This is a genomic window from Variovorax sp. VRV01, from assembly GCF_014852545.1.
In the GTDB taxonomy this organism is placed as follows: Bacteria; Pseudomonadota; Gammaproteobacteria; order Burkholderiales; family Burkholderiaceae_C; genus Variovorax; species Variovorax beijingensis_A.
In genome coordinates this window covers 41,834-67,357 of record NZ_JACVBS010000013.1, presented here as the reverse complement: position 1 = coordinate 67,357, position 25,524 = coordinate 41,834, and the positions used below count along the sequence as shown (strand labels likewise).

At 69.3% G+C, this 25,524-nt stretch carries 21 protein-coding genes; 11 read left to right on the top strand and 10 right to left on the bottom strand.

Annotated features, from left to right (window positions below; all coding sequences use genetic code 11):
• The first annotated feature begins 13 nt into the window (after nucleotides 1-13).
• Nucleotides 14-1,294 carry a helix-turn-helix domain-containing protein gene (locus IB278_RS22245; RefSeq protein ID WP_192325452.1) on the top strand — a complete coding sequence of 427 codons (1,281 nt, stop codon included), beginning with the start codon at nucleotides 14-16 and terminating at the stop codon, nucleotides 1,292-1,294.
• A 4-nt stretch (nucleotides 1,295-1,298) separates the two neighbouring features.
• On the opposite strand, the gene IB278_RS22240 is transcribed toward IB278_RS22245, so the two are convergent.
• From IB278_RS22240 to xylF, 5 genes are all read right to left on the bottom strand, one after another.
• Nucleotides 1,299-3,731, bottom strand: coding sequence for a membrane-bound PQQ-dependent dehydrogenase, glucose/quinate/shikimate family (locus tag IB278_RS22240; RefSeq protein WP_192325450.1), 2,433 nt, complete (start codon nucleotides 3,729-3,731; stop codon nucleotides 1,299-1,301).
• Between the two features lie 115 nt (nucleotides 3,732-3,846).
• Nucleotides 3,847-5,010: an ROK family transcriptional regulator gene (locus IB278_RS22235; protein WP_145739387.1), complete on the bottom strand. Its 1,164-nt coding sequence runs from the start codon at nucleotides 5,008-5,010 to the stop codon at nucleotides 3,847-3,849.
• A gap of 19 nt (nucleotides 5,011-5,029) precedes the next feature.
• Nucleotides 5,030-5,806 (bottom strand): ATP-binding cassette domain-containing protein, encoded by a 777-nt coding sequence (locus tag IB278_RS22230; RefSeq protein ID WP_145739385.1) that lies wholly within the window; start codon nucleotides 5,804-5,806, stop codon nucleotides 5,030-5,032.
• A gap of 1 nt (nucleotide 5,807) precedes the next feature.
• A complete protein-coding gene (locus IB278_RS22225; RefSeq protein ID WP_192325448.1) occupies nucleotides 5,808-6,998 on the bottom strand; it encodes a sugar ABC transporter permease in 1,191 nt (396 codons plus the stop codon).
• Nucleotides 6,999-7,118: 120 nt separating this feature from the next.
• Nucleotides 7,119-8,141, bottom strand: coding sequence for a D-xylose ABC transporter substrate-binding protein (gene xylF, locus IB278_RS22220; RefSeq protein ID WP_145739381.1), 1,023 nt, complete (start codon nucleotides 8,139-8,141; stop codon nucleotides 7,119-7,121).
• 252 nt (nucleotides 8,142-8,393) lie between these two features.
• On the opposite strand from xylF, the gene IB278_RS22215 reads away from it, so the two are divergent.
• Nucleotides 8,394-8,825 (top strand): VOC family protein, encoded by a 432-nt coding sequence (locus IB278_RS22215; RefSeq protein WP_145739380.1) that lies wholly within the window; start codon nucleotides 8,394-8,396, stop codon nucleotides 8,823-8,825.
• Nucleotides 8,826-8,892: 67 nt separating this feature from the next.
• Nucleotides 8,893-9,759, top strand: a complete 867-nt coding sequence (locus IB278_RS22210) for a LysR family transcriptional regulator (protein WP_145739378.1) — start codon at nucleotides 8,893-8,895, stop codon at nucleotides 9,757-9,759.
• Here the strand turns inward: IB278_RS22210 and IB278_RS22205 are convergent.
• Entirely contained in the window at nucleotides 9,753-12,311 is a 2,559-nt protein-coding gene (locus tag IB278_RS22205; protein WP_192325446.1) for a PepSY domain-containing protein, read from the bottom strand. The genes IB278_RS22210 and IB278_RS22205 overlap by 7 nt on opposite strands.
• A gap of 53 nt (nucleotides 12,312-12,364) precedes the next feature.
• Nucleotides 12,365-14,479 (bottom strand): TonB-dependent siderophore receptor, encoded by a 2,115-nt coding sequence (locus tag IB278_RS22200; RefSeq protein WP_192325444.1) that lies wholly within the window; start codon nucleotides 14,477-14,479, stop codon nucleotides 12,365-12,367.
• 212 nt (nucleotides 14,480-14,691) lie between these two features.
• Here IB278_RS22200 and IB278_RS22195 point away from each other — a divergent pair, with 212 nt between their 5' ends.
• Genes IB278_RS22195 through IB278_RS22185 form a run of 3 tightly spaced genes read left to right on the top strand, consistent with a single transcriptional unit; the run spans nucleotide 14,692 to nucleotide 17,096 of the window.
• On the top strand, nucleotides 14,692-15,705 hold the full coding sequence (locus IB278_RS22195) for a thiamine pyrophosphate-dependent dehydrogenase E1 component subunit alpha (protein WP_145739372.1): 1,014 nt from the start codon (nucleotides 14,692-14,694) through the stop codon (nucleotides 15,703-15,705).
• Nucleotides 15,696-16,661: an alpha-ketoacid dehydrogenase subunit beta gene (locus IB278_RS22190; protein WP_145739370.1), complete on the top strand. Its 966-nt coding sequence runs from the start codon at nucleotides 15,696-15,698 to the stop codon at nucleotides 16,659-16,661. Before IB278_RS22195 ends, IB278_RS22190 begins: the two co-directional genes overlap by 10 nt.
• Before the next feature lie 12 nt (nucleotides 16,662-16,673).
• Nucleotides 16,674-17,096, top strand: coding sequence for a MarR family winged helix-turn-helix transcriptional regulator (locus tag IB278_RS22185; protein ID WP_145739368.1), 423 nt, complete (start codon nucleotides 16,674-16,676; stop codon nucleotides 17,094-17,096).
• Between the two features lie 3 nt (nucleotides 17,097-17,099).
• Here the strand turns inward: IB278_RS22185 and IB278_RS22180 are convergent, their stop codons facing one another.
• Nucleotides 17,100-17,861, bottom strand: a complete 762-nt coding sequence (locus IB278_RS22180; protein ID WP_192325442.1) for an SDR family oxidoreductase — start codon at nucleotides 17,859-17,861, stop codon at nucleotides 17,100-17,102.
• Between the two features lie 116 nt (nucleotides 17,862-17,977).
• Here IB278_RS22180 and IB278_RS22175 point away from each other — a divergent pair, with 116 nt between their 5' ends.
• On the top strand, nucleotides 17,978-18,904 hold the full coding sequence (locus IB278_RS22175) for a LysR family transcriptional regulator (protein WP_145739364.1): 927 nt from the start codon (nucleotides 17,978-17,980) through the stop codon (nucleotides 18,902-18,904).
• 63 nt (nucleotides 18,905-18,967) lie between these two features.
• Nucleotides 18,968-19,987 (top strand): Bug family tripartite tricarboxylate transporter substrate binding protein, encoded by a 1,020-nt coding sequence (locus tag IB278_RS22170; protein ID WP_145739362.1) that lies wholly within the window; start codon nucleotides 18,968-18,970, stop codon nucleotides 19,985-19,987.
• A 23-nt stretch (nucleotides 19,988-20,010) separates the two neighbouring features.
• On the opposite strand, the gene IB278_RS22165 is transcribed toward IB278_RS22170, so the two are convergent.
• Together IB278_RS22165 and IB278_RS22160 are read right to left on the bottom strand one after the other, a co-directional pair.
• Entirely contained in the window at nucleotides 20,011-20,334 is a 324-nt protein-coding gene (locus IB278_RS22165) for a DUF1840 domain-containing protein (protein ID WP_145739360.1), read from the bottom strand.
• A 12-nt stretch (nucleotides 20,335-20,346) separates the two neighbouring features.
• Nucleotides 20,347-21,615: an SAM-dependent methyltransferase gene (locus tag IB278_RS22160; protein WP_192325440.1), complete on the bottom strand. Its 1,269-nt coding sequence runs from the start codon at nucleotides 21,613-21,615 to the stop codon at nucleotides 20,347-20,349.
• Between the two features lie 155 nt (nucleotides 21,616-21,770).
• Here IB278_RS22160 and IB278_RS22155 point away from each other — a divergent pair, with 155 nt between their 5' ends.
• The 3 genes from IB278_RS22155 (at nucleotide 21,771) to IB278_RS22145 (ending at nucleotide 25,521) form a co-directional block, all read left to right on the top strand.
• Entirely contained in the window at nucleotides 21,771-24,107 is a 2,337-nt protein-coding gene (locus tag IB278_RS22155) for a bifunctional salicylyl-CoA 5-hydroxylase/oxidoreductase (RefSeq protein WP_412556332.1), read from the top strand.
• 86 nt (nucleotides 24,108-24,193) lie between these two features.
• Nucleotides 24,194-24,670, top strand: coding sequence for a MarR family winged helix-turn-helix transcriptional regulator (locus IB278_RS22150; RefSeq protein ID WP_015867787.1), 477 nt, complete (start codon nucleotides 24,194-24,196; stop codon nucleotides 24,668-24,670).
• On the top strand, nucleotides 24,667-25,521 hold the full coding sequence (locus IB278_RS22145) for an enoyl-CoA hydratase family protein (RefSeq protein WP_192325436.1): 855 nt from the start codon (nucleotides 24,667-24,669) through the stop codon (nucleotides 25,519-25,521). Before IB278_RS22150 ends, IB278_RS22145 begins: the two co-directional genes overlap by 4 nt.
• Nucleotides 25,522-25,524 lie beyond the last annotated feature (3 nt).

Genomic DNA, 25,524 nt, shown 5'->3' with positions numbered 1-25,524 from the left:
AGCAGCGAACAGCATGGCTTTCGAACGGCTGGGCACGGCAACTGCGCCGCGCCAACTTTTTTCCAGCACGCCCGCGCAGCGCGTGGCGCTCGCGCGGCAGCAGTTCTTCGAGGAAGGCGTGCGGCCTTCGGGCCTGGTCGGCGAGGCGGTGATCCAGTCGTGGCTGCGCTGCACGCGAAACCACAGCGACCGCCAGCGCATCGTGCCTTTCGATGCGGTCACGCCAAGCCGCCTGCACGCCACGCTGGCGCGCAACCGCGAGCTGCTCGAGGTGGCGCGGCAGGAACTCGCAAGCATGGAAAGCGCGCTCGCAGGCACCGACTGCCGCGTGATCCTGACCGACGGCGAAGGCGTGGTGGTGCATGTCACGCAGCAGCCGGCCGCCGCGCACCAGCCGGTGCTGCGCAAGACCGCGCGCGTGGGCGTGAACATTTCAGAGCGCATCGTCGGCACCACGGCGCCCGGCATCGTGGCGACCACCGGTCAGGCCTGCACCGTCGACGGCGCGGAGCACTACTTCGACGTGCTGTCGCAGATGCAGTGCGCCGCGGCCCCCATCCGCGACGTGGCAGGCCGGCTCGCAGGCGTGCTCGACATCACGATGGAAGCGCGGCGCTTCGGCTTCGACGCGGCCTCGATGGTGGGGCTCTATGCCACGACCATCGAGAACCGCCTGCTGCAGGCGCAGTCGCGCGACCACCTGATCCTGCGCTTCCAGGCCAGCCCCACCCTGCTGGGCACGCCCATGGAAGCGCTGGCCGGCGTGGCGCCCGACGGCACCATCGCCTGGCTCAACAGTGCCGGCGCGCGGCTGATCGGTCGCCTGCCCGAAGAAGCCGGCGAACGCGATGTCGAATCGATGCTGGGCCACGACCTCGCGAGCCTGCTGCGGCTCGAAAGGCGCGAAGCCGCGCAGCCGCTGCGCCTGGCCAGCGGCCTGGGCGTGTGGGTGCAGGCGCGCTTGAAGGCTGCGGACGGCGTGGACTTCAGGCATGCCGTGGCGGTGCCCGGCGAAAGCAGTGCCATGCTGTCCGTCGAGCCCGCAACGGCAACCGAGCCGCTGGCGGCGCACGAGCACACGCAAGCAATCGCCTCGCACCACGCACCGGCGCAACCGCTGCCGGGCGAAACCCTGCGCGAGCACAGCCGCAAGCTGATCGAGGAAGCGCTGGCGGCGCAGGGCGGCAATGTGTCGCAGGCGGCGCGGCAGCTGGGCGTGTCGCGCGGCACGCTGTACCGGCGGCTGCGCGACTGGCGCGAAGAGGACAAGGGCACGCTGCGCGCGCCGGGCTGAACGCTCAGCGCCTGGGCAGCGCGTAGGCGATCACGTGGTCGCCCGTGCGCGTGCCCAGCGAGCCGTGGCCGCCCGCTGCCACCACCACGTACTGGCGTCCGTCGCTGCCGCGGTAGCTCATCGGCGTGGCCTGCCCGCCCGCGGGCAGGCGGCTGCGCCAGAGCTCCTTGCCGTTGGCCACGTCGTAGGCGCGCAGGTAGTAGTCGAGCGTGCCCGAGAGAAAGGCCACGCCGCCGGCCGTCATGACCGGCCCGCCGAGGCTGGGCACGCCCATCGCAAAGGGCAGCGGCAGCGGCGAGCTGTCGCGCACCGTGCCGTTCCTGTGCTTCCACACCACGCGGCCGGTGCGCAGGTCGGTCCCGGCCACATGGCCCCAGGGCGGCGCCTGGCACGGCAGGCCGAACACCGAGGTGAAGGCGCGCAGCTGCACCGCGAACGGTGCACCGAAGTTCTCGTTGAGCGCGGGCAGGCTGTCGTTGGGCCGGTTCTTGCCCTGCACGTAGAGCGAGGTGTCGTCGGCGCGCGGAATGAGCTTCGACACGAAGGCCAGCGAGGCCGGCGTGGTGAAGGCCATCTGCCGCACCGGGTCGACCGCCACGCCGCCCCAGTTGAAGACGCCGAAGTTGCCGGGGTAGATCAGCGAGCCCTCGGTCGACGGCGGCGTGTAGCGGCCTTCGTAGCGCAGCCGGTGAAAGGCGATGCGGCAGGCCAGCTGGTCGAACACGGTGCCGCCCCACATGTCGGCCGGCGTGAGCGCGGGCGGATCGAAAGACAGCTCGGACACGGGCTGCGTGAGCGAGGTGTGGTCGCCCGCGGCCGGCCCCTGCGGCGCGGGCCGTTCATGGACCTTGGTCACGGGCTTGCCATCGCGCCGGTCGAGCACGAACAGCTCGCCCTGCTTGGTCGGCTGCACGAGCGCGGGCACCGTCTCGCTGCCGATGCGCAGGTCGACGAGGCTGGGCTGCGAGGGCACGTCGTAGTCCCAGAGGTCGTGGTGCACGGTCTGGAAGCTCCAGCGCACGCGGCCGGTGGCCAGGTCCAGCGCCACCACCGAGGACGAGTAGCGCTCCGCCCCTTCGCTGCGCTTGCCGCCCCACTGGTCGGGCGGCTGGTTGCCGGTGGGCACGTAGACCAGCCCGAGCGCCTCGTCCACGCTGGAGATCGACCAGCTGTTCGGCGAGTTGGCCGTATACGTGCGGTCGGCCGCGATGGGCGCGGTGTCGTCCGGGTTGCCCGAATCCCAGTTCCACACCAGCGCGCCGGTGTCGATGTCGAAGGCCCGGATCACGCCCGAGGTCTCCTTCGTCGAAACATTGTCCAGCACCGTGCCGCCCACGATGACGAGTGAGCGTGTCACCACCACCGGCGAGGTCGAGTAATAGGAGCCGGGCTTCACGTTGGGCATGTTCTTCCACAGGTCGATCTGGCCGGTGCCGCCGCCGAAGCGCGTGCAGGGCCTGCCGCTTTCGGGATTGAGCGCGATGACGCGGCCATCGGCCGTGGGCATGAAGAGCTTGGCGTCGCAGTCGCCGCTGGCAGCCGGGGTTGGCGAAGGCGAAGCAGGCGCGGGCCGCACCGCACGGCCCGGGTCGTAGGACAGGCCGCGGCAGGTCAGGTGTTGCAGGGCCAGCGGGCGCCGGATCTCAGGCGTGTAGCGCCAGAGCTGCTGGCCGGTGGTCGCGTTCAGTGCCACCACCGACTGGTGCGGCGTGCAAAGGAAAAGCCGCTCGCCGATCTTCAGCGGCGTGACCTCGAAGGTCGTCTCCTCGGGGTCGCCGCTCTGGCCGCGCACGTCGCCGGTGCGGAAGTGCCAGGCCTCCTGCAGCTCGCCCACATTGGCCGGCGTGATCTGGTCGAGTGCCGAGTAGCGCTGGCCCATGCCGTTGCCGCCGTAGGCCGTCCAGTCGTCCTTCGGCGGGGCCGGTGCGGCGTTCGCCGGCGCCGCGGCGGCTGCCGTCGGCGCCGGCATGGCGCCCTCCACGCGCGTCGCATCGCGCGTCCACGAGAACACCGCGGCGGCCAGGAAGGCCAGCAGCACCACGCCGAGAAAGCCCCGTGCAGGCGCCACGCCCGCGGCGCTGCGGCGCCCGAGTGCGCGCGCCACCCAGGGCGTGAGCAGGAACACGCCGAGCACGAAGAACACGTCGCCGCGCGCCGCCAGCGGCCACCAGTCGAACCCCACTTCCCACAGGGCCCAGACCAGCGTGAACGCCACCACGGCCGCATAGGCCCAGAGGCCGGCGCCGCTGCCGCGCGGCAGCAGCACCGCCGCAATGATGAGCCCGAGCCCCGCCACGAGGTAGTACCACGAGCCGCCGAGCACTGCGAGCCAGGCGCCTGCCGCCCCCAGCCCCAGGCCCGCAAGGCCGATGACAACGGCAGTGATGTTGAGCAGCGCGGAAGAAGGCGCACGAACGCGCGCGGCGGCATCGGGCATGGCACGGACTCCAGGTTTTTTCTCGAACCTAGGCCAAGGCCGCGGCGATGGGCGTAGGCGGTTTGCGCATGTCGCCGTGCATCACCGGACGCGCGGCCGCTTGCCGCCGATCTTCTTAAACAGAAGGTATTCGGTATTCGTTGCGCGCGGCGCGGGCCCGGCGCGTGCGCGCATCGGGCTGCAGCGGCCGGAGGTATTCGTGCAGCGCCAGTGCGGCGGCGCCCACGGCGGGTGCAAGCGCGCGATAGCGCGCGATGCGCAGATCGGGCGCGGGCATGCCGGCCGCATCGGCATGGCGCCCGACCCACTCGAAGGCCGCCTGCGCCAGGCCGAGATGGCCGGTGCAGGACTTGCCGCCGAGCACGATGGCGCGCGGATCGAAGGTGACCCACAGGTTCTGCAGCAGCACGCCGAAGAAGGCTGCCGCATGCGCGATGCCGGGCGCTTCGCGCTCGAGCGCGCGCGAGCCGAAGAAGGCCTCGGCGCAGCCGCGGCGCCCGCACGAGCACAGCGGCCCATCGAGCTGCAGGATGGTGTGGCCGATCTCGCCCGCCATGCCTTGCGCGCCCGTGAAGAGCCGGTCGTTCAGCACCACGCCGGCGCCCACGCCCACGTCGCAGCTCACGAAGATCAGCGGGTCCGCGCTCTCGCCGCCGGAGAACTCGTATTCGCCCAGCGCGGCGGCATCGGCATCGTTCTGCAGCTGCACCGTGACGCCCGGCAGCCCGGCCGCGGCAAAGGCTTCTTCCAGCGCGGGCAGCAGGCTCACGTTGCGCCAGCCGAGGTTGGGCGCGAAGCGGACCACGCCGGTGCAGTCGTCCACCGCGCCGGGCACGCAGACGCCGATGCTCGACAGGCGCAGCCCCAGTGCGTCGAGCTGCCCGTACGCGGCCGCGGCCATGCGCGCGACCTGCGCGCAGGCGCCGGCCGGTGCGCTGTCGGCCAGCGCCTGCGTGTCGGCATGCAGCACCTCGCCCTGCAGCGAGACGCACACCAGGCGCACCGTTTCGACCGCGATCTCGACACCCATCAGCGCACGCACGCCGACGTTGATCCGCAGCGGCGTCGAAGGCCGTCCCAGCCCATCGGCGACGGTGGTGCCCGCCTCGCTGAGCCAGCCCTCGTCGAGCAGCTCGCGCACCAGCAGGCTCACGGTCGACTTGGTGAGGCCGCTCTCGCTCGCGAGCCGTGCACGCGACAGGCCCGGCCGCGCGCGCAGGAGGCGCAGCAGCACGCTGCGGTTCATGCGCTTGAGCAGCTGCTGGTCGCCGATGGTCACGGGGCTCCCCTGCCTTCGCTCACCTGTGGGCCTGCTCTTTTCCTTCGGGGCGCTTGCCGGCGATGATCATGCCGAGCACTTCGTCCTCCGTGACGTCCGCGGTGCGGTAGGTGCCCACGAGCTTGCCGTTCTTCATGACCGCGACGCGGTCGCTCAGCGAGAACACGTCGGGCATGTCGTGCGTGATCAGGAAGATGCCGACGCCGTCGGCCTTGAGCTGCTTCACGAGTCCGCCGACCATCGCGGTTTCTTCGGGTCCGAGCGCGGCGCAGGGCTCGTCCATGATCAGGATGCGCGCGTTGAAGTACAGCGCGCGCGAGATCGCCACCACCTGCCGCTGCCCGCCCGAGAGCCTGCGCACCGGGATGCGGATGTTGGTGAAGTTCTTGTTCAGGCGCTGGAACACCTTGCGCGCCTGCACTTCCATGAAGTGGTCGTCGAGCGTGTTCCAGCGCGTCATCTTCTCGCGGCCGAGAAAGAGGTTCGACACGGAGTCGAGGTTGTCGGCCAGCGCGAGGGTCTGGTAGATGGTCTCGATGCCGAGCGCCTGCGCTTCGGCGGGCGTGCGGATGTGGACCTTCTCGCCCGCGATCAGCGTGTCGCCCGAATCGACCGGATAGGCGCCCGCGAGCATCTTCATGAGCGTGGACTTGCCCGCGCCGTTGTGGCCGAGCACGGCGACCACTTCGCCGGGATGGAGGTTGATGCTCACGCCGTCCACGGCCTTCACGCCGCCGAAGGCCTTGCGGATGTCGCGCAATTCGACCAGGGCTTGGGATGTGCCGATATCGCTCATCTCAGTTCTCCCCAAAGCGCTTGCGATAGAGAACATCGAACACCACCGCCACGATCAGCACCTGCCCGATGATCACCATGCGCTTGCCGATCGGCACGTCGAGCAGCAGCATGCCGCTGTCGAGCGACTGCATGATCAGCGCGCCCAGCACCGAGCCGAAGATCGAGCCGGTGCCGCCCGCGAGCGCCGTGCCGCCGATCACGGCGGCCGCGATCACGTACAGCTCCATGCCCGTGCCGAGCGAGTTGGTGCCCGCATTGAGCCGCGCGATCGACACGATGGCCGCCACCGTCACCAGCACCGCGAGCAGCGCAAACAGCATCAGCGTGACGCGCTTCACCGGAATGCCCACCAGCGCTGCCGCATCGGGGTTGCCGCCCATCGCGAACACATAGCGGCCGAAGCGCGTGCGGTGCACGATGAACGACAGCACGATCGCCACCACGGCCCAGATCAGCACCGGGATCGGCAGGCCCTGCGGCGCGTCCTTCGAGGCGATCTGGTAGTTGTTCATGACCGCCGCGAAGACGAACACCACGGCCGCCGGCACCGCGGTCAGCAGCACTTCCAGCCACAGCGGCTCGTTGGGCATCCCGTGGTGCGCGCGTGCGCGGCGCTTCTGCAGCATGCGCGCGAACAGCACCACCGCCACGAAGGCCGCGAGCAGCCAGGTCATGGTGGTGCCAATGCCGCCGTCGTAGCCGCCGCCCAGGCGCTGGAAGAACTCGTCGTTCACGGGCTGCGTCTTGCCGTCGGCCACCAGGAAGGCGGCGCCGCGGAACGACATCAGCCCGCCGAGCGTGACCACGAACGAGGGCACGCCCAGCATCGCCGTGAGCCAGCCCTGGTAGATCGACACCAGCAGCGCCACCGCAAGCCCCGCGAGGCAGGCCGCGGGCCACGACCAGCCCGAGGTGTATTGCAGATAGGCGATCAGCACGCCCACGAAGCCCATGACCGAGCCGACCGACAGGTCGATGTGGCGCGCCACGATCACCAGCACCATCACCGTCGACACGATGCCCACCACCGCCGTCTGCTGCGCCACGTTGTAGAGGTTCTCGGGCGACAGGAACACGCCGCCCGACATCACGTTGAAGACCACCCCCATGGCGATCAGCAGCACGCTCATCAGCAAGAGCCGCAGGTCGACGCCCGTGCGCCGCCACCAGCCTGGCGTTGGATTGCTCATTTTTCAGATCCTCTCGAAGGAACAACAGGTGCGCGGCAGCGGCCGGGCGGGCCCATGGGCCGGCCGGACACGGCAGTGCTGCGCGGGTTGCGGCGCTTCTTCGCGCGCGCGCTCTTCTTGCTACTTGCAGGCCGCGGGCGCGCTGGCCGCCTGGACGCCCTTGCAGAGCTCGTCCTTCTTGATCCAGCCGGCCTTCACGACCACGTCGAGGTTGTCGCGCGTGATCGGCACCGGCGTGAGCAGGCGCGACGACAGCGAGATCTTCTTCGGCCCGGAATTCCAGGGCGCGGCCTTCTCGACCGGCTTGCCCTGCGACAGCGCAATGGCGGCGCTGGCGGCTTCGCGGCCGAGTTCGCGCGAGTCCTTGAAGATGGTGGCGGTCTGCGTGCCCAGCGCAATGCGGTTGAGCGCCGCGAAGTCGGCGTCCTGGCCCGACACCGGAATGCCGCGCAGGCCCTTGGCCGTGAGCGCGGCCACCGCGCCGCCGGCCGTGCCGTCGTTGGCCGCCACCACCGCGTCGACCTTGTTGGCGTTCTTGGTGAGGATCTGCTCCATGTTCTTCTGCGCCACCTCGGGCTTCCAGCCCTCGGTGTATTCGTCGCCGACGATCTTGATGTCGCCCTTCTTGATGGCGGCGTCCAGCACCTCCTGCTGGCCCGCGCGCAGGAAGTCGGCGTTGGGATCGCTCGGCGAGCCCTTGATGATCACGTAGTTGCCCTTGGGCTTGACCTTGAAGACCTCGCGCGCCTCCATGCGGCCGACCTCGACGTTGTCGAAGGTGATGTAGAAGACGCCGGGCGCCTCGATCAGCCGGTCGTACGCGACCACGGGCACCTTCTGGCGCGTGGCCTTGGTGACGGCCGGAAGGATCGCATCCTTGTCCATTGCCAGCACGATCAGCGCCTTGGCGCCCTTCGACATCAGCCCCTCGATGTCGCCCAGCTGCTTCTCGGGCGAGCCGCCCGCATCGGCGCTGATGTACTTGGCGCCGAGCTTCTCGAGCTGCGCCTTGATCGCGGCCTCGTCGGTCTTCCAGCGCTCTTCCTGGAAGTTGGACCAGCTCACGCCGACCACGGTCTGGGCCACTGCGCCCACGGCAGAAAGGCCGAAGGCCATGGCGGCCAGGGTGTGCTTGAGTTGCATGGATGTCTCTCCTTGGAAGGTGTGCCCGGCGAAAAGGCCGTGTAAGAAATTAGTTAGTTTGAAGGGCGAACTAACTATCCCATCGCGGCCGTGCGCTGGGCACCCGGGAATTCCCGGGGGAATGCACACGCCGGCGCGCCGGCTCGAGCATCGAAAAAATCGATGCTCAGCGAAAAAATATATCGCTTTCGGTTGTGAGGCGTGCTGCTTAAAGTCCGGGCCATCCTGAACTCAAGAGATGCGATCGCCGCCATGAATGCACCCGCCACGAGAATCCCTTTCCACCTCGCCTTTCCCGTCCGCGACATTGCCGAAGCCCGCGCCTTCTATGGCGGCCTGCTCGGCTGCCCCGAGGGCCGCAGCGCGCCCGAATGGGTCGACTTCGACTTCTACGGCCACCAGATCGTGGCGCACCTCGCGCCCGATGAATGCGGCCACAAGGCCAGCAGCGCGGTCGACGGCCACGACGTGCCGGTGCGCCACTTCGGCGCCATCCTCCCGATGGACCAGTGGCAGGCGCTGGCCGACAAGCTCGTGGCGCGGCAGACCCGCTTCGTGATCGAGCCCTACATCCGCTTCAAGGGCGAGCCGGGCGAACAGGCGACGATGTTCTTTCTCGATCCGTCGGGCAATGCCATCGAGATGAAGTCGTTCGCGAATCTCGATTCGCTGTTCGCCGTCTGAAGGCCCCAACCACAGCCCATCGTGATGAAACATTGAACCATGCATCGATTCTTGAGATGCTCGGTTCATGATCAACGAGCTCAGAACCTTCATCGCCGTCTGCCGCCACGGCACCTTTGCCGCCGCGGGAGAGCGGATCGGCCTGACGCAGTCGGCGGTCAGCAGCCAGGTCAAGCGGCTCGAGGAAGCCCTGGGGTTCGCGCTGTTCGAACGGACCGGGCGCTCCGCCACCTTGAATGCGGCCGGCCAGACGACGCTGGCGCGCGCGGAGGAGATCTGCGCGCTCTACGCCAGGCTCGGCGAGCTTCCCGATGACGCCGCGAGCGGCGGGCTGCTGCGCATCGGCGCCATTGCCTCGGCGCAGTCGACGCTCGTCGCGCGGGCGCTTGCAAGGCTGCGCAAGCAGCAGCCGCTGCTGCGCGTCCATGTGTCGCCCGGCGTGTCGATGCGGCTGATGGACGAGCTCGACGCGGGCACGATCGATGCGGCGGTGATCATCCGGCCGCCGTTCGGCCTTCTTCCGGAACTGGCGTGGCAGCCGCTGGTGCAGGAGCCGTACGTGCTCATCGCGCCCAGGAAACTGCCGGGCAAGGACTGGCGCGCGCTGCTCCAGGAGCAGCCCTTCCTGCGCTACGACCGCGCGTCGTTCGGTGGCCGCATGGTGGAAAGATTCCTCCGGCGCGAAGGCATCGCAGTCAACGATTCGATCGAACTGGACGAGATCGCCGGGCTCATCCACATGACGTCCAAGGGGCTGGGAGTTGCGCTCGTTCCGCTGGTCGAGGCGCACCTTCCGCTGCCCGCGGGCGTTCGCATGCTCCCGCTCGGCGAATTCACGTTCCACCGCGAGGTGGGCCTCCTGCAGCGCAAGCCGCGCGCCAGCCCGCCTGCCGCCGCGCAGTTTGCGCAGTGCCTGCGGGAAGCCGCTCAGTAGACATCGCGCCGGTAGCGGCCCTCTGCCACCAGGTCTTCGTAGGCCGCCGAACCCAGCACCTCGCGCAACGCGAGGTCGACGCCCGGCGCCATGCCTTCGAGGCTGCCGCAGACGTAGACCACCGCACCCTCGGCCACCCATTGGCGCAGCAGGCCGGCCGCCTCGCGCAGCCGGTGCTGCACATACCGGCGCTCGGCCTGGTCGCGCGAGAACACCAGGTCGACGCGCTCGAGCGCCGCGGCCGCCTGCCACTGCGCTATTTCCTCGGCGCAGAAGGCGTCGTGCGCCGCATTCCGCTCGCCGAACACCAGCCAGTTGCGGCCGTGGCCCCTCCGCACGCGCTCGCGAAGATGCGCGCGCAGGCCGGCAAAGCCGGAGCCATTGCCGATGAAGACGCAGGGCGCCTCATCGTCGACGAGCGCGAAAGCGGGATTGGGCAGCAGGCGAAGCTCGACCTGTGCATCCAGCGGCGCCCCCTCGGTCAGCCAGCCCGAGGCCACGCCCATGCCGTCCGCGTGGCGGACCTGGCGCACCAGCAGCTGCACGCAGCCATCGGCCGTGGTCGAGGCCACCGAATAGCGCCGCGGCGCCAGCGGCACCAGCATGTCGGCCAATGCCTGCGCGCTGGCCGCCGGTGCGGCGGGAAGCATGCTGCGAGACAGCGCGTCTTCGAGCGTGCGCTCGCGGCCATCGCAGTGCACGCGCGCTCGTCCGTCGAGGCCGGTGCGGCGCAGGAATTGCCCGACGGCGTGGCCGGGCTGGCGCGGCAGCAGTTCGACAAGCGCGCCCGGCGCCCAGGCGGCTGCGCCGGCATGCGCGAGCTCGATCTCGAAGAGCGGATCGCCCTGGCTGCCGGCATTGAGCAGGGTGCGCCGCACGAGGCGCCAGGGCGCGAAGGGCACCGCCTTCGCTTCGTGCGCCCTCCATTCGGCGGGCTGCAGCACGCCGAAGGCTTCGGCCAGCGCGTGCTGCCAGCGGGCCAGCGCACCGGCATCGCCGTTGTGCACTTCGATCATCGGGAACAGCGCCTGCGCGCCGTGGCCGCGCAGGTCGTGGTCGAGCGACCGGCCGAAGCCGCAGAAGTTGGCGTAGTGCCGGTCCCCCAGCGCGAGCAGGCCGTAGTGCACATGCTGCAGGCCGGAGCCGGTCTGCAGCGCGAACTGGCGCGCAAACGCGCGCAGGCTGTCCGGCGGATCGCCGTCGCCGAAGGTGCTGGCCACCAGCAGCACCTTGCGGTAGCGCCGCAGCGCATCCACGCTCAGGCGCACCAGCGGCTGCAGCACCACCGCGACGCCGGCCGATTGCAGCACCGCGGCCGTCTGCAGCGCGATGCGCTCCGCCTGGCCGGTCTGGCTCGCAAAGGTGAGCAGCACGGGCTCGGCGCCGGGCCCGTCGGACCGCAGCGCAGGACCGAGCCGCGTGCGCTCCTCGCGTACGGCCCGCTTGGTGCGCCGGCGTCCGAGGTAGAGCATCCACCCCGTGATCGCGAACAGCGCCAGGCCCAGGCTGCTGAGCAGCATCACGATGCGGCCCGGCAATCCCCAGTAGGTGCCCATGTGCATCGGATAGATGCTGTTGACCAGCCGGCCGGCCAGCGGCTTGTCGGCATAGCGCTGGTGCCGGGTGGGCTCGCCGGTGGCGGCGTCAAGGTAGAGGCGGTTGCGTGCGCGTTCGTGTTCGGGGTGGGCGCGCAGGTAGGTCACTTCGAGCTGCGATGCATTGCGCGCCGGCAGGCGCAGCGTGGCCAGGCTCCAGTCGCCGCCGGTTTCGTCGAGGAAGGATTGCCACACGCGCTGCAGGTCGGGCGCCGCCTGCGCCTTGGCGGGCGCGCTGCCGGCCTGCATGCCCTGCGCACGGACCACGCGCCCTTCGCCGGCGGCGTTGTCGACCATCGCGCGCACGGCGTCGAAGCCCCAGTAGATGCCCGTGAGGCTCGAGACCAGGTACACCAGCAGCGCGAGGGTGCCGGCCACCGCATGCAGGTTCCAGAGAAAGGCGCGGCCGGTCAGCGCGAAGTCCAGCTTCAGCCAGGCCCGCCACGCGAGCGGCCGGCGCGGCCAGCGCAGGTAGAGGCCCGACAGCGCAAGCACCAGCAGCCCCGCGGCCAGCGTGCCGGTGACGGGCTTGCCCGCATCGCGCGGCAGCAGCAGCCAGCGATGCAGGTGCTCGGCGAACTCGAAGAAGGCCTCGCCCTTGGGCACGGGCAGCAGCGCGCCGGTCCAGGGATCCACCAGCCGGACCTCGCCCTGGCGCTGGCCTTCGGGCGGCGCGAAGTTGATGCGCGCCGGCCGCCCGGCTTCGGCAAACACCGTGAGCGCCGCGATGCGCAGTGCCGGCTCGGCCGCCTGCACCTGCGCCGCGAGCGCCGCGGGCCGCAGCGCTGGCGCACCAGCCAGGTTGGGAATGTGGCGCAATTCGGGATTGAGCGCGTCGACGATCTCCGCGCGAAAGGAAAGCACCGCGCCGCTCAGCCCGATCACGACGAGCACGCTGCCGGCGGTGATGCCGATGAACCAGTGGATCTGGAACCAGATCCGTCTCAGGAGAGCCATGGAAAAAACGCCGAAGGATGTGGAGGGCCGCTGCCGTCTTGTTGCGGATTCGTTCAAAGGTCGACCTTGAGCGTCGCCTTGATGCTGCGCGGCGCGCCCACGGCCAGCCGCGTGCCGGCCGCCGCCCAGTAGCGCTTGTCGGCCACGTTGTCGACGTTGACCTGCCACAGCGTGCGCTTGCCGAACAGCTGCGTCACGTAGCGCGCGCCCAGCCCGAAAATGGTGTTGCCGCCGATGAAGGCCTGGTTCAGGTCATCCACCGGCCGGCGCCCCGTGTAGTAGGCGCCCGCGTTGACCGACAGGCCCGGCACTGCGGCAATGTCGTACGAGAGGAAGGCGCTGGCCGTTTGTTTGGCGGTGTTCTCGGGCATCTTCCCGTTGTATTGCGCGTTGATGCCGCGGAACTCGGCATCCAGCGACTGGGCCGACAGCTGCCAGGCGAGCGCGCGCGTCAGGCGGCCCTGCGCCGAGACTTCGAGGCCGCGGTAGCGCTGGCGGCCGTCGGCCACGAAGGTGTTGGCGCTGTTGGTGTAGGCGCCGGGGCGTTCGATGTCGAACAGCGCACCCGACAGCAGCATGCCGCCGTCGCTGAGCCAGCGCAGGCCGATTTCCTTCTGCTTGCTCACGCCGGGCGGCATGTGGGCATTCTGGTTGGCGGTGCCGGCGGGCGCGATCTCGCCTTCCTCCACGCCCTCCGCATAGGAGACGTAGCCCACCAGCGCGGACGTGAACTTGTAGCTCAGCGCCGCGAGCGGCGTGGTCTTGCGCACGTCGTAGGCGATCGGCGGGATCGTGGCGCTCGCGCCCTGCGTGCTCTCGTAGTGGGTGCGGCGCAGGCCGGCCACCAGCTGCCACTGCGGCGAGAAGCTGATGCGGTCGAGCGCATAGAGCCCGAGCTCCTCGCTTTCCTGGGCGCCGGTGGTGGGCCGGGCCGGCCGCGCCGTCAGCGGCAAATAGCCGATGGGCACCGGGTTGTACAGGTTCTGCACGGTGCTGGCGCCGCCGTAGTTGCGCTGGAAGATCGGGTCCTGCGTCTTCTTGCTGCGCGCGGCGCCGAGCGTGAGTTCGTGCTGCACGCTGCCGGTCGAGAAGGTGCCGAACAGCTCGGTGCGCAGCAGGTCCGAGGTCTGCTTGAGGCTCTGGTCGTTGCCGGTGATGCGGCCGGCGCCTGTCAGCACGTTGTAGTTGCTGAAGCTTGCAAGCCGGCGGTCGCGCTCGGCTTCGGAGTGGCCGGCTTCCACGGTCAGCGCCCAGTTGTCGCCGAGCGAATAGTCGGCGCGCAATTGCGTGTTGGTGACTTCGGCATCAAACACGGCCCACGGCGGCCCGAGCAGCTTGTCGGGGTTGGGCACGGCGGGCAGGGCAATCACGCCGTTGACGGCCGCCAGCCGGGTGATGCCGGCCTGCTCGGTGATGCGCTTGCGGTAGTTCTCGACGTCGGCCTTGAGCGTGAGCCGGCTGTTGATGCGCCAGTCGAACGCGGCCGACACGAACCTGCGGTTGCCGTCCACGCCGTCGATGTTCGAGCCGATGCGCCCGCCGGCGGCGTTGATGCGCAGCCCGTACTGGTTCTGGTCGCCGAACTGGCGCCCGAGGTCGGCCAGTGCCTGTGCCGAGCCGCGGTCGTCGAGCGTGAGGCCCACGGTGCTCACGGGCGTGCTGCCGGCGCGCTTGGTCACGAGGTTGACGATGCCCGCCGGCGTGGTGAAGCCGTAGTAGAGCGCCGAGGCGCCCTTCAGCACCTCGACGCGCTCCTTGTTCTCCATGGGAATCTCGGAGACGTTGGGAATCGCGAGCGAGCCGTTGAGCCGGTAGTTCGTCCGGTTCTCCACCGCGATGCCGCGGATCACGAGCTGGTCGAAGGTGTCGCCGCCGTTCTGCTGGCGCGTCACGCCGGCCGTGTTGCGCAGCGCCTCGTAGATGCTGGCCGCGCCCTGCAGCTCCAGCACCTCGCGCGTGACGGTGTTGACCGTGGCGGGCACGTCCATGATGCCGGCGCCGCGGAAGGTGCCGGCCTCCACCGTGTTGGCGACGAAGCCGGTGGTCGCACTGGATTCCACCGTGACGGTGCCGAGCTGCCCGCGCGCCTCGGCGGCCGGCTCGGTGATTTGGGCATGGGAAAAGGCCCCCGCGAGCGCGAGAGGCGTGGCCAGAAAAAACTTGTGCATGGGAAAGGCAGGGGCCGGCGCTGCTTCGATCGACGCGGGCAGCGGCCGCAAAGGAATCGTGCGGACGGGGGCGCCATTCTACCGATGCATTTGAGAATCATTCTCAGACTTCCACTGCGGGAACACGGCAGGGGGTAAGCCCTGTGAGGCCATGTCGTCACGCTTGATACGATTTTTGCCGGAACGCCCCCGTCAAGGGCGCTGGAGACAAGATGGACCCGAGCAATTCAGGCACGGCGCTGTACCGCGCCATGGTGCGCATCCGCGCCTTCGAAAACGCCGCCGAAGCCGCGAGCCAGGGCGGCGTGAGCGCCTATGGCCAGCAGGCCGCCGGTGCCGCCAAGGTGCGCGGGCCGCTGCACCTTTCGACCGGGCAGGAGGCGGTGCCCGCGGGCGTCTGCGCGCATCTGCGCACGAGCGACTACCTCACCTCCACGCACCGCGGCCACGGCCACACGCTGGCCAAGGGCGCCGACCTCGCCCGCATGATGTGCGAGCTGTTCGGCAAGGCCACCGGCTTCAACGGCGGCAAGGGCGGCTCGATGCACATCGCGGACTTCTCGGTCGGCATGCTGGGCGCGAACGGTGTGGTGGCTGCGGGCCTGCCGATTGCGGTCGGCGCGGCGCATGCGCAGAAGCTGCTCGGAAAAAATGGCGACATCACGGTCTGCTTCTTCGGCGACGGCGCCATCAACCGCGGGCCTTTCCTCGAGGCGCTGAACTGGGCGCGCGTGTACGGCCTGCCGGTGCTCTTCGTCTGCGAGGACAACCGCTGGAGCGCCACCACCGCGAGCGGCCCGATGACGGCGGGCGAAGGCGCATCGGCGCGCGCCGCCTCGATGGACATCGCGGCCACGCAGGTCGACGGCAACGACGTGTTCGCGGTGCACGAAACCGCCGCGCGGCTGGTCGCCGAAGTGCGCGGTGGCGCCGGACCGCGGCTTTTGCATGCGCTGACCTACCGTGTGAAGGGGCATGTGTCGGTCGACCTCGCGGCCTACCGCGATCCGGCCGAACTGGCAGCCGCGCTCGAAACCGATCCGATCGCGCGGGCACGCGGGCACCTTCTGGACATGGGCGTGGCCGCCGCGACGCTGGATGCCATCGAGAATGCCGCGCGCGACGAGGTGGACACCGCCCTCGCCGTGGCCGACGCCGCGCCCTGGCCCGAGCCCGGCGCTGCCTTCACCGACGTGCAGACCACGGGAGCAGGCCAATGGCTGTGACAACCACGCTGAGTTATTCCGAAGCCGCCGTGCTCGCAATCCAGCGCGAAATGGAAGCCGATGCGCGCGTGGTCGTGCTCGGCGAGGACGTGGGCCGCGGCGGCATCTTCGGCCAGTACAAGGGCCTGCAGCAGGCCTTCGGCGCCGAGCGCGTGATCGACACGCCGATCAGCGAGGCCGCGATCATGGGCGCCGGCGTGGGCATGGCGCTCGCGGGCCTCCGGCCCGTGGTCGAGATGCGGGTAGTCGACTTCGCGCTCTGCGGCATGGACGAACTGGTCAACCAGGCCGCCAAGAACCGCTTCATGTTCGGCGGCCAGGGCCGCGTGCCGCTGGTGGCACGCATGCCCGGCGGCATCTGGGACGCCTCGGCCGCGCAGCATTCGCAGTCGCTGGAGGCCTGGTTCGCGCACCTGCCGGGCGTGGTGGTGGTGAGCCCGTCGACGCCGCAGGACAACTACGGCCTGTTGCGCGCCGCGCTCGCGTGCGGCGACCCCGTGGTCTACATCGAGCACAAGACGCTGTGGGGCCTGCGCGGCGAGGTCGACGAAGACATCGCCGTGCCGCTCGGCAAGGCGCGGCGCGTGCGCGAAGGCAATGCGCTCACGCTCGTGAGCTGGAGCCGGCAGATGCAGGCCTGCGCGGCGGCCTGCGATGCGCTGGCGGCCGAAGGCATCGCGGTCGACCTGATCGACCTGCGCACGCTCTGGCCCTGGGACCGCGAGACGGTGCTCGCGTCGTGTGCGCGCACCGGGCGGCTGCTGGTGGCGCACGAGGCGGTGCAGGCGGCGGGCTTCGGCGCCGAGATTGCCGCCAGCGCCGCCGAGGCCACGGGCTGCCGCGTGGCGCGGCTTGGCGCGCCGCGCATCCCGGTCGGCTATGCGCCGGTGCTGGAGGCGCAATCGCGCGTCGGCGCCGAGGCCATCGCGGCCGCCGCGAGAAAACTGCTGGGCTGAACCAGCCGCGCCATGGACCCGCTCTTCTTCAAGCTGGTGCGGGTGGTCAATCTCACGGCGCGGCCCTTTCACGAGAAGGTGGGCCGCGAACACCACCTCACGCTCAACGAATGGCGGGCCATGGCGGTGCTCGGCGCGCAGCCGGGGCTCAATGCCACGCAGATCGCCGATCTCACCGGCCTCGACAAGATGGCGGTGAGCCGCGCCCTGGCCGGCCTGAAGCGCCACAAGCGCGTGCAGCCCGTGGGCGACCCCACCGACCGGCGCCGCAGCCGGCTCTACCTGACGGCGGCCGGCAAGGCGCTGCACGAAACCGTCGGCGTGCTGGGCCGGCAGCGCGAGGCCGCGCTGTTCGAGGGCATCGCGGCCAACGAGCTCGCCCGCCTCGATGCCACCCTGGACAAGCTCATTGCCGCCGTCCAGCGCGCCGGATAGCCTTCAGGCCGCGAATCCGCCGTCGATGTTGAGGCTGGCGCCGGTAACGAACGCGGCTTCGGGACTCGCGAGGTACGCCACCATGCCGGCGATTTCCTCGGGGCGCGCGTGGCGGGCCAGCGCCATCAGGCCGTGCATCGCGGCGGCGTTCGGGCCGTCGACCGGGTTCATGTCGGTGTTGACCGGGCCGGGCTGCACGTTGTTGACCGTGATGCCGCGCGGGCCGAGGTCGCGCGCGAGGCCCTGCACCAGTCCCTTGAGCGCCGACTTGCTCATGGCATAGGCGCTGCCGCCGGGCCAGGGCATGCGCTCGGCGTTGGTGCTGCCGATGTTGATGATGCGCCCGCCCTCGCCCATGTGGCGCACGGCGGCCTTGGCCGCCACGAAGACTGCGCGCACGTTGATGTCCAGCGTGCGGTCGAAATCCTCGAGCGAGAAATCATCGAGGGTGCCGGGCAGGAAAACGCCGGCGTTGTTGACCAGCACGTCGATGCGGCCGAGCTTGCGCGCGGCTTCGTCGATGCCGGCGGTGAGCGCGACGGCATCGGCGCTGTCGATCTTCAGCGCCAGCGCACGGCCGCCTTCGGCCTCGATGCTGCGCACGAGTTCGTCGGCCGGCGCGCCGGAGCTGGCATAGCTGAAGGCGACGGCGGCGCCGTCCTCGGCCAGGCGGCGCACGATCGCGGCGCCGATGCCGCGCGAACCGCCGGTGACGAAAGCGACCTTGCCCGTGAGCACGGGGGAAGTGGATTTGCTGAGTGCCATGGTGATGGTTTCCTAGCGGTTGTGAGGTGGAAGACCTTCAGTGTCGGGATTCCATTACCGTTCCGGTAGCCATCAATCGTTCCAATCAGATTCAACCATTGGTTGAAAATAGGCCCATGGAACCGCTCAATCACCTCCAGTCCTTCGTGCAGAGCGCCGAAAGCGGCAGCTTCTCGGCCGCTGCCCGCCGGCTCGGGCTCACGCCGGCCGCGGTCAGCAAGAACGTCGCGCGGCTCGAAGCCCGGCTGGGCGTGCGGCTGTTCCAGCGCAGCACCCGCCGCCTCACGCTGACGGAGGGCGGCGAGCGTTTCCTGGGCCAGATCGGCGGGGCGCTGGCCACGCTGCAGGACGCCGTGGCCGGCCTGTCGCAGGACGACGGCCAGCCCGCCGGCACGCTCAAGGTGAGCATGGGCCAGGCCTTCGGCCGCGAGCATGTGCTGCCGATGATGGGCGACTTCCTCGCGCGATACCCGTCCATCCTGCCCGACTGGCACTTCGACAACCAGCAGGTGGACCTGGTGGGCGAAGGCTTCGACGCGGCCATCGGCGGCGGCATCGAGCTGTCGCCCGGCGTGGTGGCACGCGAACTGGCGCGCATCCATGTGGTGGCGGTGGCCGCACCGGGCTACCTGGCAGGGCGCACGCTGCCGGCACAGCCCGCGGAACTGGCGCAGCTCGACGCCCTGCTGCGGCGCTCCTCGCCCACCGGCCGGCTTCGCAGCTGGACGCTGCAGCATGCGAGCGGCGACCAGGCCACGGTGGAGCTGCCCCGGCCGCGCGCGATCTTCAACGACCCCGAAGCGATTGCGCACGCCGCGCTGATGGGCCTGGGCGTGGCGATGCTGCCGATGCCCTTCGTCGAACGCGGGCTGCGCAGCGGCGAGCTGGTGCGCCTGCTGCCCGAGTGGCACTTCGACGCGGGCGCGGTCTGGCTCTACTACCCGAGCAAGAAGCTGCTGCCCGCGAAGACGCGCGTGTTCATCGACTTCGTGCTGGAGCGTTTTCGCAGCGAGCGGTTTGCACAGCGGATGCAGGTGGCATAGCCGGCGTACCCACGGGGTTTTTACCCGCCACGCGCGCGGCGGTTCCCCTGTACAAACGCCCGCATGACCTCTTCTTCAAACTTCAAGACGAACCGCCGCGCCGCACTGGCCGCTTCCGCCTGCGCCATCGCCCTCGCGGCTGCCCCTTCCTGGGCCCAGAACACCTGGCCGAACAAGCCGGTGCGCATCGTCGTGCCCTTCGCGGCCGGCGGCACCACCGACATCCTGGCGCGCGCCGTCGCGCCCGAACTGTCGAAGGCCTTCGGCCAGCAGTTCATCGTCGACAACCGCGCGGGCGCGGGCGGCAACGTGGGCGCCGAGATCGTGGCGCGCGCGCCGAACGACGGCTATACGCTCCTGATGGGCACGGTCGGCACGCACGGCATCAACCGCGCGCTCTATCCCAAGCTGCCGTTCGACCCGATCAAGGACTTCGCGCCGATCACGCTGGTGGCGGCCGTGCCGAACGTCATGGAGATGAACGCCGACAAGGCCAAGGCGCTGAACATCCACAACGTGCAGGACTTCATCAAGTACGCCAAGGCCAACCCGGGCAAGCTCAACATGGCCTCCAGCGGCAGCGGCACCTCGATCCACCTGGCAGGCGAGCTCTTCAAGAGCATGACCGGCACCTTCATGGCCCACATCCCGTACAAGGGCTCGGGCCCGGCGCTGCTGGACATGGTGGGCGGCAACGCCGACGTGATGTTCGACAACCTGCCTTCGTCGATGGCGCAAATCAAGGGCGGCAAGCTCACGGCCCTGGCCGTGACCAGTGCCAGGCGCTCGCCGGCGCTGCCCGACGTCCCGACGGTCGAGGAAGCGGGCGGCCCGACGCTCAAGGGCTTCGAGGCGAGCTCATGGTTCGGCCTGCTGGCGCCGGCCGGCACCTCGCCCGAGATCGTGAACCGGATCCAGCAGGAAGTGGCCAAGTCGCTGGGCACGCCCGCCATCAAGGAAAAGATGCTGGCGCAGGGCGCCATCCCGAGCGGCAATTCGCCGGCCGACTTCGCAAAGCTGATTGCCAGCGAGCACGTGAAGTGGGCGAAGGTGGTGAAGGACTCCGGCGCGAAGGTGGACTAACCCCCAGGCTTCGCGACAGGCGCTCAGGTCTTCCAGGTCACGTCTTTTTTATCGGCCAGGGAGTCCCTGAGCATGTGCAGCAGCGGGGCTGCGCGCTGGTGCAGGCCCACGTGCTGCTTTTCGGCCTCGTTGGCGTGGCCTTCGACGGCGTAGTCGTCATGGTTGTGCGGATTGCTGGCCTCGCGCGCCAGCGCGGATTCGAGCGCCGCAATGGCGCCCGGGATCTGCTCGAGGGTGATGATGCCCTGCGGCGCAGGCGCCTTGCCGACGATGTCGAACAGCTGGCGTGCATGCACCTCCAGCATCACGAAGTCAGGGGAGGCCCGGGACTGGAATCGGTACAGCATGGTTGTTCTCACTCACTTGTAGATGTAGTCACGGGCAAAAGGGTACACCGATTGCGCGCCGCGCAGAACACCGTGCTCGACCCGCCCGTCGGGCTTGGTCGAAAGCATCTGGTGCAGTGAGATCCAGCCCTGCTCGAAGCTCATGGCCGAGCCCGCCAGGTAGAGGCGGTAGGCGCGCAGGATGCGCTCGGCATTCTCGCCCTGCCGCCCGCCCGCGCGCGCGAGCACTTCGCGCGCCGTGTCGAGCTGCGACTCCAGCGCGTCGGACCAGGCCCACAGCGTGCGCGCATAGTGCGGGCGCAGGCTTTCGGTATCGACCATCTCCAGACCCGCGGCCGCCGTCTCGCGCAGCACGTGCGTCACATGCAGCAGCTCGCCGCCCGGGAAGATGTACTTCTCGATGAAGTCGCCCATGCCCGCGCCCAGCTGGCGGTAGTCGAGCTGGCCCGAGGTGATGCCGTGGTTCAGCACCAGCCCGCCGGGCTTGAGCAGCGAATGGATCTTGCGGAAATAGGTGGGCATGTTGGCCGCGCCCACATGCTCGAACATGCCGACCGACGAGATCTTGTCGAAGGGCGCATCGGCCGAAAGCTCGCGGTAGTCGCGCAACTCCACCCGCACGCGGCCCTGCAGGCCCTTTTCCTCGATCAGGCGCTGCACGTGCGCATGCTGGTTCTTCGACAGCGTGATGCCGGTGGCGTCGACGCCATAGTGCTCCGCCGCCCACAGCAGCAGCCCGCCCCAGCCGGAGCCGATGTCGAGAAAACGCTCGCCGGGCTGCAGCATGAGCTTGCGGCAGATGTGGTCCAGCTTGGCCTCCTGGGCTTGCGCCAGCGTCAGCCCCGGCGTGCGGAAATAGGCGCACGAATACACCCGGCGCGGATCGAGCCACAGCGCGTAGAAGTCGTCGGAGACGTCGTAATGGAACTGGATCTGCTCGGCATCCTTGTGCAGCGAATGCGAGTTGTGGGACTTGGCCAGCCGCAGCAGCCGGGTCCACCAGGTGGTGTTGGTCTCCGCGGGGTTGCCGGGCAGCATGCCGACCGTGGCGTCGATCAGGTCGCGCATTGCGCCTTCGATCTGCACCCGGCCCTCCACATAGGCCTCTCCGATGGCCCCCACCTGATGCGCCGCCAGCTTGGCCAGCGCCGACCACTCGCTGAACGCCAGGGTGACGCGCGACCCCGGCTTGGCAACTCTTCGACCATCGGGCAGTTCCAGCGCGATGGGCACGGGCAGCGACGCAAGCTGCGACTCGATCTTGGGTATCAAGCTTTGCATGGTGAAGCGATGGTATTGATTTTTTCGATTTTTTGCATGACACCCACGGCGCCCCGGGTACCCCGCCGGGGAAGGCCCCGTTGACACCAGATTGTTTATGCTTAAACTATTCAACCATGAACAGCCTAACCGCCGGCACCTCTGCCGCACCCGCCATGGACCTTCAACGCATCCTGTGCATCGGCGGCGGCCCCGCGGGCCTGTACTTCGCGCTGCTGATGAAGGCGCGCAACCCCGCGCTCGAGATCACCGTGGTGGAGCGCAACCGCCCCTTCGACACCTTCGGCTGGGGCGTGGTGCTCAGCGACCAGACGCTCGCCAACCTGCGCGCGGCCGATGCCGAGACCGCGGCGCTGATCGGCAGCGAGTTCCACCACTGGGACGACATCCAGGTTTTCTTCAAGGGCCGGCAGGTGCGCTCGGGCGGCCACGGCTTCTGCGGCATCGGCCGCAAGCGTCTGCTGAACATCCTGCAGGAGCGCTGCCTCGCGCTCGGCGTGAAGCTGGTCTTCGAGACCGACGCCACCGACGACCAGGCGATCGCCGCCCAGTACAAAGCCGACCTGGTGATTGCAAGCGACGGCCTCAACAGCCGCATCCGCCAGCGCTATGCCGACGTGTTCAAGCCCGACATCGACCTGCGCAACTGCCGCTTCGTGTGGCTGGGCACGCACCAGACCTTCGACGCCTTCACCTTCGCCTTCGAACAGACCGAGCACGGCTGGTTCCAGGCCCATGCCTACCAGTTCGATGACAAGACCTCGACCTTCATCGTCGAGACGCCCGAGGCCGTGTGGAAGGCCCACGGCCTCGACCGGATGGAGCAGCCCGAGGCCATCGCCTTCTGCGAGAAGCTGTTCGCCAAGTACCTGGGCGGCCATTCGCTCATCAGCAATGCCACGCACCTGCGCGGCTCGGCCAACTGGATCCGTTTTCCGCGCGTGGTGTGCGAGCGCTGGACGCATCGCATCGACGTGCAGGGCCGCTCGGTGCCCGTGGTGCTGATGGGCGACGCGGCGCACACGGCGCACTTCTCGATCGGCTCGGGCACCAAGCTCGCGCTGGAGGACGCAATCGACCTGGCCAACGAATTCGCGCAGGGCGGCACCGTCGACCACGTGCTCGAGGGCTACGAGGCGCGCCGCAGCGTCGAGGTGCTCAAGATCCAGAACGCCGCACGCAACTCCACCGAATGGTTCGAGAACGTGCCGCGCTACACCGGCATGCAGATCGAGCAGTTCGCCTACTCGCTGCTCACGCGCTCGCAGCGCATCAGCCACGAGAACCTGCGCGTGCGCGACACGCAATGGCTCGGCGGCTACGAGCAATGGCTCGCTGGCGGCAAGCCCATTGCGCCCATGCTGATGCCGCTGCAGGTGCGCGGCCTCAGGCTCAAGAACCGCATCCTGGTGTCGCCGATGGCCACCTACAGCGCGGTCGACGGCGTGCCGCAGGACTTCCTGCTGGTGCACCTGGGCGCGCGCGCACTCGGCGGCGCCGCCATGGTGTTCGTCGAGATGACCAGCCCGACGCCCGAAGGCCGCATCACCCCCGGCTGCACGGGCCTGTACAACGACGCGCAGCAGGCCGCGTTCAAGCGCATCGTCGATTTCGTGCACACGCAGTCGAGCGCCAAGATCGCCATGCAGCTCGGCCACAGCGGCCCCAAGGGTTCGACGCGCGTGGGCTGGGAGGGCACCGACGAGCCGCTAGCAAGCGGCAACTGGCCGCTGCTGGCCGCCAGCGCGGTGGCCTACGGCGAACAGAACCAGCTGCCGGCCGCGATGACGCGCGAACAGATGGACTTCATGCGCGACCAGTTCGTGGCGTCCACGCGCCGCGCCGCCGAATGCGGCTTCGACTGGCTCGAGCTGCACTGCGCGCACGGCTACCTGCTGTCGGCCTTCATCAGCCCGCTGACCAACCTGCGCACCGACGAATACGGCGGCGGCATCGAAGCGCGCTGCCGCTACCCGCTCGAGGTGTTCCGCGCCATGCGCGCCGTGTGGCCGCAAGACAAGCCGATGAGCGTGCGCATCTCGGCGCACGACTGGGCGCCCGGCGGCAACACCGATGCCGATGCCGTGGTGGTGGCGCGCCTCTTCAAGGAAGCCGGTGCGGACTTCATCGACGTGTCTTCCGGCCAGACCACGCGCGCCGCCAAGCCGGTGTACGGCCGCATGTACCAGACGCCGTTCTCGGACCGCATCCGCAACGAGGTCGGCATCTCGACCATCGCGGTGGGCGCCATCACCGACGCCGACCAGGCCAACAGCATCATCGCGGCCGGCCGCGCCGACCTCTGCGCCATCGCGCGCCCGCACCTTGCCGACCCTGCGTGGACCTTGCACGAGGCCGCCAAGCTGCAAAGCCGCGACGTCGACTGGCCCAAGCAATACCTGAGCGGACGCGACCAGATGTACCGCGAGATCGCCAAGCAGCAGCAGATCTCCGCCGCCGCGTTGGCTCAAAACAGCGAGGAGACGCATTGAAATGAAACCCCCACGCTCATCGCTTCGCGTATCGCTGCCCCCCGAGGGGGCGCGTCAGTGCCTTCGGGCGGCCGGGCGCCACTGACATGGACCTCGAAGCACGCGCCCACAGCGAGCACCCCGAGGCCCTGCGCCTCTGGCTGCGGCTGCTCACCTGCACCCAGCTGATCGAGAAGCAGGTGCGCAACGAACTGCGCTCTCAGTTCGCCACCACGCTGCCGCGCTTCGACCTGATGTCGCAGCTCGAGCGCTCGCCCGACGGCCTGAAGATGAACGAGCTCTCGCGCCGCATGATGGTGACGGGCGGCAACGTTACCGGCATCACCGACCAGCTCGTGACCGAAGGGCTGGTGGAACGCATCAACGTCGAGGGCGACCGCCGCGCCTGGCGCGTGCGGCTCACGGCGCGCGGGCGCAAGCTCTTCAACGAGATGGCGCAGCAGCACGAAGACTGGATCGTCGATGCCTTCGCGGCCCTCAGCGCCAAGGAGATCGCGCAGCTGCACAAGCTGCTCGGCAAGGTCAAGCAACACTCACACAGCCAGATGGCGGAGGCCGAATGAAGCACTACATCGGCGCGGGCAATCCCATGCACGCGCAATTCGAGGCCAAGGCGCCTTACGCGGCGAAGCACTTCGCATGGCACTACGAAGCGGGCGTCGGCACCATCACGCTGAATCGCCCCGAGCGCAAGAACCCGCTCACCTTCGACTCGTACGCCGAGCTGCGCGACCTGTTCCGCGCCTTGGCTTATGCGACCGACGTGAGGGCCATCGTGGTCACCGGCGCCGGCGGCAACTTCTGCTCGGGCGGCGACGTGCACGAGATCATCGGCCCGCTCACCGGCATGCGCATGCCGGAGCTGCTCGAGTTCACGCGCATGACCGGCGACCTGGTGAAGGCCATCCGCCATTGCCCGCAACCCATCGTCGGCGCCATCGACGGCGTGTGCGCCGGTGCCGGCGCGATGATCGCGCTGGCCTGCGACCTGCGCTACGGCTCGCCCGCCACGCGCACCGCCTTCCTGTTCACGCGCGTCGGCCTGGCCGGCGCCGACATGGGCGCCTGCGCCTTGCTGCCGCGCGTGATCGGCCAGGGCCGCGCTTCCGAGCTGCTGTTCACCGGCCGCGCGATGACGGCCCAGGAAGGCCATGCCTGGGGCTTCTTCAATGCGCTGCATGAAAGCGACGCCTTGCTCGAAGCGGCCACCAAGGTGGCGCGCGAACTGGCTGAAGGCCCGAGCTTCGCGCACGGCATGACCAAGACCATGCTCTCGCAGGAGTGGTCGATGACCATCGAACAGGCCATCGAGGCCGAAGCGCAGGCGCAGGCCATCTGCATGCAGACCGAGGATTTCAGGCGCGCCTACGAAGCGTTTGCGGCCAAGCGCAAGCCCGTGTTCGGCGGAGACTGAAGT

Bases quoted from the DNA above. Each gene is read 5' to 3' on its own strand.
- IB278_RS22245 (WP_192325452.1), top strand. From the start codon at position 14: ATGGCTTTCGAACGGCTGGGCACGGCAACTGCGCCGCGCCAACTTTTT.
- IB278_RS22240 (WP_192325450.1), bottom strand. From the start codon at position 3,731: ATGCCCGATGCCGCCGCGCGCGTTCGTGCGCCTTCTTCCGCGCTGCTC.
- IB278_RS22230 (WP_145739385.1), bottom strand. From the start codon at position 5,806: ATGAGCGATATCGGCACATCCCAAGCCCTGGTCGAATTGCGCGACATC.
- IB278_RS22225 (WP_192325448.1), bottom strand. From the start codon at position 6,998: ATGAGCAATCCAACGCCAGGCTGGTGGCGGCGCACGGGCGTCGACCTG.
- xylF (WP_145739381.1), bottom strand. From the start codon at position 8,141: ATGCAACTCAAGCACACCCTGGCCGCCATGGCCTTCGGCCTTTCTGCC.
- IB278_RS22215 (WP_145739380.1), top strand. From the start codon at position 8,394: ATGAATGCACCCGCCACGAGAATCCCTTTCCACCTCGCCTTTCCCGTC.
- IB278_RS22210 (WP_145739378.1), top strand. From the start codon at position 8,893: ATGATCAACGAGCTCAGAACCTTCATCGCCGTCTGCCGCCACGGCACC.
- IB278_RS22205 (WP_192325446.1), bottom strand. From the start codon at position 12,311: ATGGCTCTCCTGAGACGGATCTGGTTCCAGATCCACTGGTTCATCGGC.
- IB278_RS22200 (WP_192325444.1), bottom strand. From the start codon at position 14,479: ATGCACAAGTTTTTTCTGGCCACGCCTCTCGCGCTCGCGGGGGCCTTT.
- IB278_RS22195 (WP_145739372.1), top strand. From the start codon at position 14,692: ATGGACCCGAGCAATTCAGGCACGGCGCTGTACCGCGCCATGGTGCGC.
- IB278_RS22190 (WP_145739370.1), top strand. From the start codon at position 15,696: ATGGCTGTGACAACCACGCTGAGTTATTCCGAAGCCGCCGTGCTCGCA.
- IB278_RS22185 (WP_145739368.1), top strand. From the start codon at position 16,674: ATGGACCCGCTCTTCTTCAAGCTGGTGCGGGTGGTCAATCTCACGGCG.
- IB278_RS22180 (WP_192325442.1), bottom strand. From the start codon at position 17,861: ATGGCACTCAGCAAATCCACTTCCCCCGTGCTCACGGGCAAGGTCGCT.
- IB278_RS22175 (WP_145739364.1), top strand. From the start codon at position 17,978: ATGGAACCGCTCAATCACCTCCAGTCCTTCGTGCAGAGCGCCGAAAGC.
- IB278_RS22170 (WP_145739362.1), top strand. From the start codon at position 18,968: ATGACCTCTTCTTCAAACTTCAAGACGAACCGCCGCGCCGCACTGGCC.
- IB278_RS22165 (WP_145739360.1), bottom strand. From the start codon at position 20,334: ATGCTGTACCGATTCCAGTCCCGGGCCTCCCCTGACTTCGTGATGCTG.
- IB278_RS22160 (WP_192325440.1), bottom strand. From the start codon at position 21,615: ATGCAAAGCTTGATACCCAAGATCGAGTCGCAGCTTGCGTCGCTGCCC.
- IB278_RS22155 (WP_412556332.1), top strand. From the start codon at position 21,771: ATGGACCTTCAACGCATCCTGTGCATCGGCGGCGGCCCCGCGGGCCTG.
- IB278_RS22150 (WP_015867787.1), top strand. From the start codon at position 24,194: ATGGACCTCGAAGCACGCGCCCACAGCGAGCACCCCGAGGCCCTGCGC.
- IB278_RS22145 (WP_192325436.1), top strand. From the start codon at position 24,667: ATGAAGCACTACATCGGCGCGGGCAATCCCATGCACGCGCAATTCGAG.